The organism is uncultured Mucilaginibacter sp. (genome assembly GCF_903913935.1).
In the GTDB taxonomy this organism is placed as follows: Bacteria; Bacteroidota; Bacteroidia; order Sphingobacteriales; family Sphingobacteriaceae; genus Mucilaginibacter.
The window spans coordinates 1-9342 of record NZ_CAIWNH010000160.1 but is presented as its reverse complement, the minus strand read 5'-3'; the positions used below and the strand labels follow the sequence as shown (position 1 = coordinate 9342).

Genomic DNA, 9342 nt, shown 5'->3' with positions numbered 1-9342 from the left:
TTAAAAAATCACCTTCAAAACATACTTTTAATCACCTACAGACCACTATCTTTTTTTTACGCTACATAAATAGCCAAAAACGCCCGGAAACGTAATATCATAATAAGGGCTTTAAACAGTTCTTTTATTCCATTTTAAAACCCCTTTAAATATTACTTTAAAGGGGTTTTTTTATACATTTGCAGTGCGAACCATTCTTCATAATAACATGCCCGGCTTTGTTTACCCCAATATAGGTACAGCCCGGACGCAAAGCAGCTTTCGGGCTGCTTCTGTTATGATGAATGGTTCGCACCTTTATCTGTCCGGGCTTTTTTTTAACTTAATGGATAGTTAGCTGTCAGCACTTCCACTTTCCTTTTCAAATATCCACTCTTAGTATTTACCGTTACATTTTGCTCAACTGACCACATTTGCCAGCCATATTGCTTTGCGTATTTTAATAACAACGCTGATGGATATGATGACAACAAAAATTTACCCTCGATCTTACTCAAGGTGATTAGCAAGTTTTCAAAGTCCTGTTCAGTATAACCGTTATAGTGGCCACAGTCGCTATTAAAATAGGGAGGGTCACAATAAAAGAAGCTATTTAAAGTGTCGCGGCTTCGAATAACATATAAAGCATCAGCACATTCTAACTGAACATTCTGCAACCTTATAGCTAATTCTTCTGTAAAGCTGTCGCGTTTATTGATTACTTTCTTTGTGGTGGTATTTTTAGACTTATCATACCCGAATGTCCCGTCCAGTTGAGCGCAAAAGCTTTGACTGCTTAATAACCAAACGGCCCACGCACGTTTGATTTCGCTAAACATATCAGGATTATTGTAGATCACCGAAGCTTTGCGATGCAGATCGCGGCTATGCAGCGTTATCCTGATCTCCTTTTCGAGGCTTACAAAATCGTTTTGAACTACTTTGTAAAAGTTGATGAGTTCTTTATTCGTATCATTTAAAACCTCTATCGGTGATGGCTCTTTTGCAAAGAATATTGCACCACCACCGATAAAAGGCTCACTGTAGAGCGTATGCTCAGGTATCAAAGAACAAATTTTTGTTGCTAATTTTTGTTTACCGCCGTAATAGCTTACCGGCGTTTTCATTTTCGCGTTGTACATTTTATATAATTAGGTTTGCTGCTTTGCTTACCCTAACTACAAGTATGTCTTAAATATTCACGAAGGTTGTACCTGGTATAAAATCACCGGCGTTATGTTTAGCCAATAGATCGCGCCAGTTGTGCCCGTATTTATTTTCAAAATGCGGACTGTCTTTTAAGCCTGAAAAGTTTCCGCCCCATGTCACTCCGTATTTTTCCATAATGGAAACAACCTGCATCCAGTGTGGCCCTACAACGTAGTCATCTTTACCATTCGTCACCATGGCAAAGTCGAAGGCTAACCCATAATTATGATAGCTTTCTCCAGCTGGCGCTTTTGTGATAATTTCACCGGGAGCGGTTCGGCCTTGCGCATAATCGGCGTTGCTTTGCTGGAAAGTGCGGAGACCTTGTATAACTATGATCTGCACATTTGCAGGCATCTTAGCCTGTGCCTCTGTCCATGCCGCAATTGCTGACGGCCTGAATTTTGGGTGAAGCGTAGTGAGGGCATTTAATGATCTTATATCCATTTTTTTATTTGTTTTATACAACATCTGGTTTAACTACTGGCATTACCCAGCCGTCAACGGCGGTTATTACCCCGTTTAAAAAAATATACTTTCCATACCCGAGGGTAGAAATAAAATCGTCCGGTATACCCCCGGTGCAAAGCACACAGTCCACATTTTCGGTATGGCTTATCAGTTGGATGTTTCCGTAATTATCGGCTCTTATATACATTCTATACAGCTGTTTGAGTTACTACTTGTAATGTTGAGGCGTTCTGATCTGCGATAATAAACCGATTATTGGCGGTAATCGGGTCAAAGGCTATGCCATACGCTGAACTAAAGTTTGCGCCTGGTAATACTCCCGTATTGGCATAAGTACCTAAATTGATACCCGACACCGTTCCGCTATCTCTATTAGTTGTTAAGGCGCGGTTATTAAGAGATACAGGGTCAAATGTCACCTGACATGGTACACCCAGCCCCGTTGCCGTTCCCAATGAGGCAAAAGTTGTTGCATTTAAAAACACAACACTTCCCGACAGATATGACACGGCCAGCCGGTTATTAGCTGCAACCGGATCAAAGTCAATACCAAATGGCTGTGTAGATGCAGCAAAAGACGATGCCGTTGTATTGGTGCTGGTATTGATTATATAGATTATTGAGGTCGAAAAATCGCACACAAACGCCCGGTGATTGGCCGATACAGGGTCAATAGCGATACCACGTAAATCCGTGAAGCCTGTTATCGTGGTGATGATACTGTAAGTACTACCATTGATAACCCAAAGGCTTGAACCGCCGCAGGCATATATAGTATTTGTACTGGTGTCGATTGCTACAGCCTGAATACTTGATAACCCGGTGATAGTGGCGACAATGGCAAACGTAGTTGCATTGACTACCGACAATGTGCCGGGGCCATTATTAGGAACAAAAAGGCGATTATTCGCCGTTATAAGATCATAACAAATACGGCGGGTTGAATTTGATGTTGTACCGCTGCTTGTGGTAAGATAAATAAACTTATCCCGCACCCTAAATACCACACCGCTAATCGTCCAGCTGGTTGTACCTGTTTTTAATATATGCATTACGCGTCAGTTTTAGGTATTTTGAACCATATCGTGCCGGTTCGTTTTTCGTAAATGTTATTAGTCCCCCTTACTTTTTGGCCTATCAGGGCAGACGGGTAAGCCGTATTTAAATTGGCACTTGTTTTATCTCCGCCGATGTCGCTTATATCAGCCAGGTATAATTCAACACTGTCGCTCGTAAAAACAAAGCGCATCCATTGATTAGTGGCGATACATTCATATTTGTAAACCGAATCATAAGCAATCTGCCCTTTTACCCCTGTAACGGTTGTGTTTAACCCAGCGGTAAAGGTTGCAGATGTTAGTGCAGTTGCCGAAACAACTTGCTCAACGGCATCGTAATTTATCTGAACCCCGCTGGGGGTTACCGAAAGTATTTTTTCTCCAGTAGTTACGGTAGGTAACGCGGCCGGGAACGAGTTGATAATTTGAAAGTGTGTACCATCGTAGGCTAAACAAACAATTTGTCCGGCCGGGATATCATTGGAAATTAAAGCAGCCGTTGCATTTTTAACTATTGCTATTGCACCCAATGAATTTATATTTAAAGTGGCCGCTCCGGTGTTAGCATTGGTGAATTGTATAAACAACTGCAAAGGGGATGAGTAAGTTGTTATCCCCGTCACGGCAGCCGCATAGGTATTTGTTCCTGATGCTACTGCCGCCGATACGCCGCCGCCGGTTGGCGGCGGTATCCATTGCGTATTATAATTAGTAGCATCAATTTTGGATAATATTTGTCCAGCGGTGCCTCCTACAGGTACGCCGGGGCCTGTCGCTCCGGTTGCACCCGTAGCCCCCGTTGGGCCTGTCGCCCCGGTAGCGCCGTTAGTTCCATTAGTTCCGGCTGCGCCAGTTGCCCCCGTTGCACCTGTGGCACCAGCAGCGCCCGTTGGGCCTATAGCGCCAACTGCGCCATTAGTTCCATTAGTTCCCGCCGCGCCCGTTGCACCTGTCGCCCCAGTTGCTCCGGTTGCTCCTGTGGGGCCAGCAGGTCCTACAGGCCCGGTTGTAGTAGCGCCGCCTGCCGCCCATAAACTGTTAGCACTATCCCAAATATAATCTATGGCATCTACGCCTGTTGATTCAACAATGGCGTACTGTCCGTCTATCCCTGTTGGATGCGCTGCCGCCAATGCCGCAGCGCTTGCATATACGCCAACAAATAATTCGCCGGCAATACGCGCAGCGGTTTCAGCGGCCAAATCTGCGGCTGATGCTTTTTGCCCTAAAATTGTAGCCAGCCCGGTAACGTCCGCAATGGCAATCGTATCGTCTACTTTGTTGTAGCAACTATCTATTAAATCGGCAAATTGACCTTGTGTAGGCTTTTTACCAGTTAAAAAAAATGTTTTTAATGTCGCTCTATTATCCATATTAATTAAAGCTTTTGAATAAATAACGAAACCATATAAGGCTGTAAGTTATTATGGGCCTGATCTCCTCCAGTACTTCCGGTCGTACCGGGGTTCGCGCTTGTATTGCTGGGGCGCGTACTACTTGACCCGAAATCGTCTCCACCAGTTGGGTCAATAAAACTATGACCATGGCCTGGCATTTCAGCAATAGTGAGCAGATGTGTTTTTTCACCCCCTGCGGCGGTCATCGATGCAAACTCTATTTGTGACGGGTCGCGCTGTACAGCGACTTTTCCCAATCGGTTCACAGTGCCGTTATTGCCGTTACAAATAGCCCAGCCTAAACGGGCGTTAGTTCCTAATCCGAGGGTAGGCCCGGCGCTAACAAAATTGGCCGCTATATATACTTCGGTACAATCAATTTGCTTCACATCGCCCGTTTGCCAAATATTCGCAACGTCCGCGATCACACCTTCAGCAGTTACCCTCACAAAATTAGCCCATGGGTTATTTTGTACACCGTCATCACCAAATTGCGCTACCCTGGTTATGTTAGCGGGGAAAATGCTACCGTTAAAATAAGTAAGGTCACCATCGGTTTCAACTATAATAACCTTTGGCCCAATAACGCCGCCCACAAACGGAAATATCTGCCCATTTATAGCTACAATGCCATTACCTGCACTTAAGCCAGCCACAACACACCCGGATATAATAACGAGCGGCCCAACCAAATTAGCCAGTGCGCTTTCAGTCTCCAGTATCCCTTTTTGAAGGTCATTTAAAACGCCCTGATCTAAGGGAAAGCCGCCCGTTTCGGTTAAATTATATTGAATATTCATACTCTATAAATTGCGTATCGTTTGCTGGCCAGCTTGTATTTATTTACAAGGGCAGTTAATTGTATCATGTCTGTAACCGTCATGCTTATTGCTTTCGGCACCCATACTATAAAATCCACACCGGTATCAGCGTAGTCAGCCCTATTCCAAAGGGGGATGCTTGGATTTAAAAACACCGGCTGCGCTTCTGTGCGGGTGTACAAGTAAATGCGGTTCTTGTTAAAGCCATCGGTTATATAAATGGTGCGGTTTACCATATCAAAGGCATCGTTAAAAACGGCTTCCATACTAAACACACGGCTATCGTGTCCAATGTCGTACAGATCAGCGGCGCGTTGCACCATAAATTCACTATACATGCTTACCACTCCGGCGCATAATGTTTGCATCCACGCAAAATATACCGGCTGCCTGCGCAATAGCGGTAGCATCCACGTGATAAGCTTGCTAAATACTATATTAAACATAAGCCGTATAAGTTATCAGTGGGTAACCGGGTGCCAAAACGAAGTACCCACCGTCAGGTACATAAATTTCATCAATATTAGTATAAGGAAATGCGCCGTATTGCGCTTGTGCAAGCGTAATGTTTGGCAATATTACCCCGCTAACGGTTTGCAAATAATTACTTAGCCGTGTGCTGCTATATTCACCTTCGTAGCCCAGCGATTGCAAATAAGCGTTTATGCCATCCAATACCGGCGTATCATCAGTGCCGTCAATGCGGGTGCCATCGCTTTTTAATATCAAAGGGTCGTAAAACACCTGTATCCCTAACCTTAAACTGTCCCCAGGCAAGCTTTGGGCTATAATGTTTACGCCGGCATCTTTTTGTTTATTCATAAACTGCGTAAAGGCCAGCATTTCAGCAGTAAGAAGTTGGGTATATACACCGTCTACCAGCTTAACAACCTTTACCCGTAAGCCTATCGCTGTGGCCGTGCTTACTTCGGTTACCGCAGCCTGTGCTATTATCTGCTGGGCGGTTATCTGATCGGGGGTTAGCCCGGTGTTAGCGTACTGATCTGTGTCAGGTATGGTATCCTGTCCGTATTGAAATCTTAGCGCTAAAGCTTGATACCAGGTCGGTGAATGTAGTTTTTGCGCCGCGAACAGGAGCGCCATTGCTATCCCGTGCAAATCAAAAACATTATCCAGCGCACACATAATAACGGCAACAACGTACATCCATAAGTTCCAGTCCGCAACCTGGCTATTGCTGTTGACAGCCATAGGGTCAGGCGTAGCTGTTGAACCAGCCACAAGGCCGTTGAGCCCCGGCGTGTTATTCTTTTGCGTTAATAAAAGCTGATACCAGTAATCTATTGTACGTGCCATAATCGGTGTAATCCTTTTTTAATCAGTGTAATCATTGTGCCACAAAATCAAACTCAATGCCCCAATAACCTATCCCTTCAGGTAATGCCGGGATCCCGCTGGCAATGCTTGTTATTCCGGTTGCGGGCTTATAACCATTCGCCTTAAATATTTGCAGCATCGCCGCGTTAAATGGAGTTAGCCCGTAGTTAAAACTTTGTCCCGGTTGCAGATCATCGCTGTAAGCCATATTGTTTAATAAGGCCAATGCAAACCATCCCTCCAAACTGCCAAGCTGCTGTGTGGCCATGTCCATTAGCGTTTGACCTACCATCACGTTAACCGGCTTTACGGTAATGTAATCGAAGTTGGGTACGCTGCTGGCTATATAGCTTATCCCTGTACTTTGCAGGGTTGCACCTGGTAGTATATTATCGGTATAGCCCAAATTGTTAAGGGCGCAAAAAGCAAAGAAATCCTCCATGCTGTTTGCCGATAGTATAACCGCATCCGGTAGCGTCATGCCAGTTTTAACCAGCATACGGCGCGTTTACATTTATTTTCCCATTAACCATTGCAAGGCTTTGCACGTTCATGCCGTCACCTGCATACTTTATGCGTATCTGTCGCATTAAGTCGCTGGTATCTCCCGTATCATTCAAAAAATTCATTATGCCCACACAGGCATCAGGGAATTGCTTATAATCATTTGCTGCCCCCATTAGCAGGGCCTTTTGATTTTGCAAAGTGCTGTCACCTTTTACAAAGTCCCCATCGCCTATAAGCAAGTCGCTGGTAGTGTTGTCAACTAAGTAATCTATCATTCCAAACCTCCTATAAAATCTCCTGTCACCGGGCCGCCTGGCGCTGTCAGGCCTTCGGTATAAACAATGGATGCACTACGTACATAAGTATCAATTGCAGTGGCCAGCCCATTTATAAAATTTGTTTCTGCCGTTTCCGCATCCACACTTGCCACCAGTGTAGCATCATATAACTCCTTTAAATTTGTTTTTAAGCCGGGTAAGTCAAGTCCCATTTTATACTAATAAGCTATTTATTAAAGTCTGTAAATTCTCAATCCCTGCAATATCTTTCGGGGCGTAAATGGCCAGCATTTGGGTTACAAACCCCGTTAAAACATCTTTCAAACTGGTAGTGCCGTTGCTAAGCTGAAAGCCCGTAGCATCTACTTTTAAAACCATTGCGCCAATCGTTACCCGGTAGCTGGTGATCACGTCAGCGGCTATCAGGATAAAATCGTCCTCCCCAATCTTGCCGACTACAATAGATGCATTTACGGCAGGCAATACGTCTATGCTTTGATTGCTGCTAACAACGGCACGTAGCCTTACCTCAAATACCTCAACCTCATCATCCAGCAATACATCGCAGGTATAAGCTTCCGTATCTATGGCCGTTACGGTAGCATCATGAAACGCCGGAGGCCCCCCGGAGTGGGCTTGCTCTAAAAAGCTTTCTCGTAATTTAGCTAACCGCTCCACCGTCTAACCTGTATGTAATTTCAGCAATCCGCTTCGCGCCCTTTACTCCAAACTGAACCTCTGTACCGGGAATAAAATAACTCCCGGCCCTTGCACCCTCATATCTTTTGTCGGTAAGCGTTCCTTTCCATCCTGGTTGACAGTACGGCTGTAAAAACCCGGTAACTTTACCTTCAAAGCCATTATATTTTAATTTTTTTAAATAAACAGCAGCCAGCGTTTTTAAATAGTTGGCATCAGAACTGAAAGGTATAATCCTATCAACGATAGCGCCGTCCGTGTCGCCAGCTTCGTACAGCACATTCTTACCGTTTTTGCCTTTGGTTTTAAGCCGTACCCTGATGGCGTTATCTGCGCCCAGGCGCTGTTTTAATTCAGGTTGTTTTGATGGGCAGTTATACCCGATATTGTATTTAACCTCTGCCAGCCCCGCCAGTACCTGAACACCGGTGGTATCGGCAGTTGTACGGCCCTCTTCAATACCTACGTACAGCATGTTATCAGCAAAATAGACGGTCAAGAGCATCTTCTTTTTTAAATTCTCCAGCACTTTCAAACCGTCCTCATTATGGATAAAATAGTTAGTAAGTGTTATTTGAGGAGTGTCCGGGCTTAAAACAATGTCCGTACCCTGTATTACTCTTACAAGCACATCTCTCAGCGTTGTTTTTTTCCAGCTGGCCAATATGTTTTGATTACGCAACTGCCATGCGTATCCCTCCATTTCAATACTGATCGGCGTTGTAAGGTTAACCCGGCGTACAAAACCCCTGAACTCATTACGCAGATCGCCGTTGTATCCAAGGTCAATACTCACCTTATCCCCCTCTTTAAAAAGCTTCGCGGTTTGCACCGATGAAGCCGGTAAATTATTGGCTATGTTAAACGTGCCTAACCCAATTAATTCAAGTACAGTATTGGCTACTCCTTTAAGGCTTACAACCTGCCCCAACCCCGGTATTTGAAGTTTTGCTGTATCAATAATTACATGCACATTTTTTTTTATAGTAAGTTCATACACTCCACCAGGGAACGCGTATGAACCTATTACAATACGACTATTTAATGCAAATGCCATTAGCTTTGATATAGTGTAAAAATTGAACTGCTTTTTGCCAGTATAGAAAAGTCACGAACCCCGATAACCTTTGGCTTTGCGGGGACTACCATTTCCTTTATCAGAATATTTAAATTGCTTTTCAAAAAAATATCCGAATAGGTTGATTTTAGTTGCACGGTATTATTAACCGCGCACATTTCCTCTAAGGCTGCCAGATCAGTGTCCGGGAACTGTTCGTACTGGCCAATTAAAAACCCTTTAATATCTATTTCAAAATCCTTATTGCTGATAATTTCATCAACAGAGCCGTTAAGTTCTGTCATTTCAGTTTCTATGATCACCTTAACCCGTTTCATGCCAATTACAGCATACGGAAGCTTTAAATCTTTAGTAACTCCATTTACAACCCCCGTAATGGTGATCGGGCAAAAAACCTCATTACCCAATAGATCAGCCTGCCCATAAAGTGGCAGGCCCTGGGCGGTAGTGCTTTTGATATAGGGCGAAACAAACGCCGCAGGTAAGCCGCTCCCCGTGTTAGGTAGT

General features: G+C 44.3%; 14 protein-coding genes. All 14 read right to left on the bottom strand.

Translation table 11 applies throughout. The features are described 5' to 3' along the window. Positions 1–317 precede the first annotated feature (317 nt). The gene (locus tag QZY09_RS06030; RefSeq protein ID WP_295669551.1) at positions 318–1121 is read right to left on the bottom strand and encodes a DNA adenine methylase; all 804 of its coding nucleotides are present in this window, start codon (positions 1119–1121) and stop codon (positions 318–320) included. A 49-nt stretch (positions 1122–1170) separates the two neighbouring features. Continuing rightward, positions 1171–1635 carry a M15 family metallopeptidase gene (locus tag QZY09_RS06025; RefSeq protein WP_295669548.1) on the bottom strand — a complete coding sequence of 155 codons (465 nt, stop codon included), beginning with the start codon at positions 1633–1635 and terminating at the stop codon, positions 1171–1173. Positions 1636–1648: 13 nt separating this feature from the next. After that, positions 1649–1846 carry a hypothetical protein gene (locus QZY09_RS06020; protein WP_295669545.1) on the bottom strand — a complete coding sequence of 66 codons (198 nt, stop codon included), beginning with the start codon at positions 1844–1846 and terminating at the stop codon, positions 1649–1651. Between the two features lies 1 nt (position 1847). Beyond that, positions 1848–2711 (bottom strand): hypothetical protein, encoded by an 864-nt coding sequence (locus QZY09_RS06015; protein WP_295669543.1) that lies wholly within the window; start codon positions 2709–2711, stop codon positions 1848–1850. Further along, positions 2711–4090 (bottom strand): hypothetical protein, encoded by a 1380-nt coding sequence (locus QZY09_RS06010; RefSeq protein WP_295669538.1) that lies wholly within the window; start codon positions 4088–4090, stop codon positions 2711–2713. Before QZY09_RS06010 ends, QZY09_RS06015 begins: the two co-directional genes overlap by 1 nt. A gap of 5 nt (positions 4091–4095) precedes the next feature. Continuing rightward, positions 4096–4914, bottom strand: coding sequence for a hypothetical protein (locus QZY09_RS06005; protein WP_295669535.1), 819 nt, complete (start codon positions 4912–4914; stop codon positions 4096–4098). Further along, positions 4911–5381 (bottom strand): hypothetical protein, encoded by a 471-nt coding sequence (locus QZY09_RS06000; RefSeq protein WP_295669532.1) that lies wholly within the window; start codon positions 5379–5381, stop codon positions 4911–4913. The genes QZY09_RS06005 and QZY09_RS06000 overlap by 4 nt, the downstream gene beginning before the upstream one ends. Beyond that, positions 5374–6252 (bottom strand): hypothetical protein, encoded by an 879-nt coding sequence (locus QZY09_RS05995; protein ID WP_295669529.1) that lies wholly within the window; start codon positions 6250–6252, stop codon positions 5374–5376. Before QZY09_RS05995 ends, QZY09_RS06000 begins: the two co-directional genes overlap by 8 nt. A gap of 31 nt (positions 6253–6283) precedes the next feature. Further along, on the bottom strand, positions 6284–6772 hold the full coding sequence (locus QZY09_RS05990) for a hypothetical protein (RefSeq protein ID WP_295669526.1): 489 nt from the start codon (positions 6770–6772) through the stop codon (positions 6284–6286). Next, positions 6762–7055: a hypothetical protein gene (locus QZY09_RS05985; protein WP_295669523.1), complete on the bottom strand. Its 294-nt coding sequence runs from the start codon at positions 7053–7055 to the stop codon at positions 6762–6764. The genes QZY09_RS05990 and QZY09_RS05985 overlap by 11 nt, the downstream gene beginning before the upstream one ends. Next, positions 7052–7270: a hypothetical protein gene (locus QZY09_RS05980; protein WP_295669520.1), complete on the bottom strand. Its 219-nt coding sequence runs from the start codon at positions 7268–7270 to the stop codon at positions 7052–7054. The genes QZY09_RS05985 and QZY09_RS05980 overlap by 4 nt, the downstream gene beginning before the upstream one ends. Position 7271: 1 nt before the next feature. Further along, positions 7272–7736: a hypothetical protein gene (locus QZY09_RS05975; RefSeq protein WP_295669517.1), complete on the bottom strand. Its 465-nt coding sequence runs from the start codon at positions 7734–7736 to the stop codon at positions 7272–7274. Further along, positions 7720–8814, bottom strand: a complete 1095-nt coding sequence (locus tag QZY09_RS05970; protein ID WP_295669513.1) for a hypothetical protein — start codon at positions 8812–8814, stop codon at positions 7720–7722. The genes QZY09_RS05975 and QZY09_RS05970 overlap by 17 nt, the downstream gene beginning before the upstream one ends. Further along, the coding region (locus QZY09_RS05965; RefSeq protein ID WP_295669510.1) for a DUF6046 domain-containing protein at positions 8814–9342 on the bottom strand (529 nt) is incomplete at its 5' end. The genes QZY09_RS05965 and QZY09_RS05970, both read right to left, overlap by 1 nt.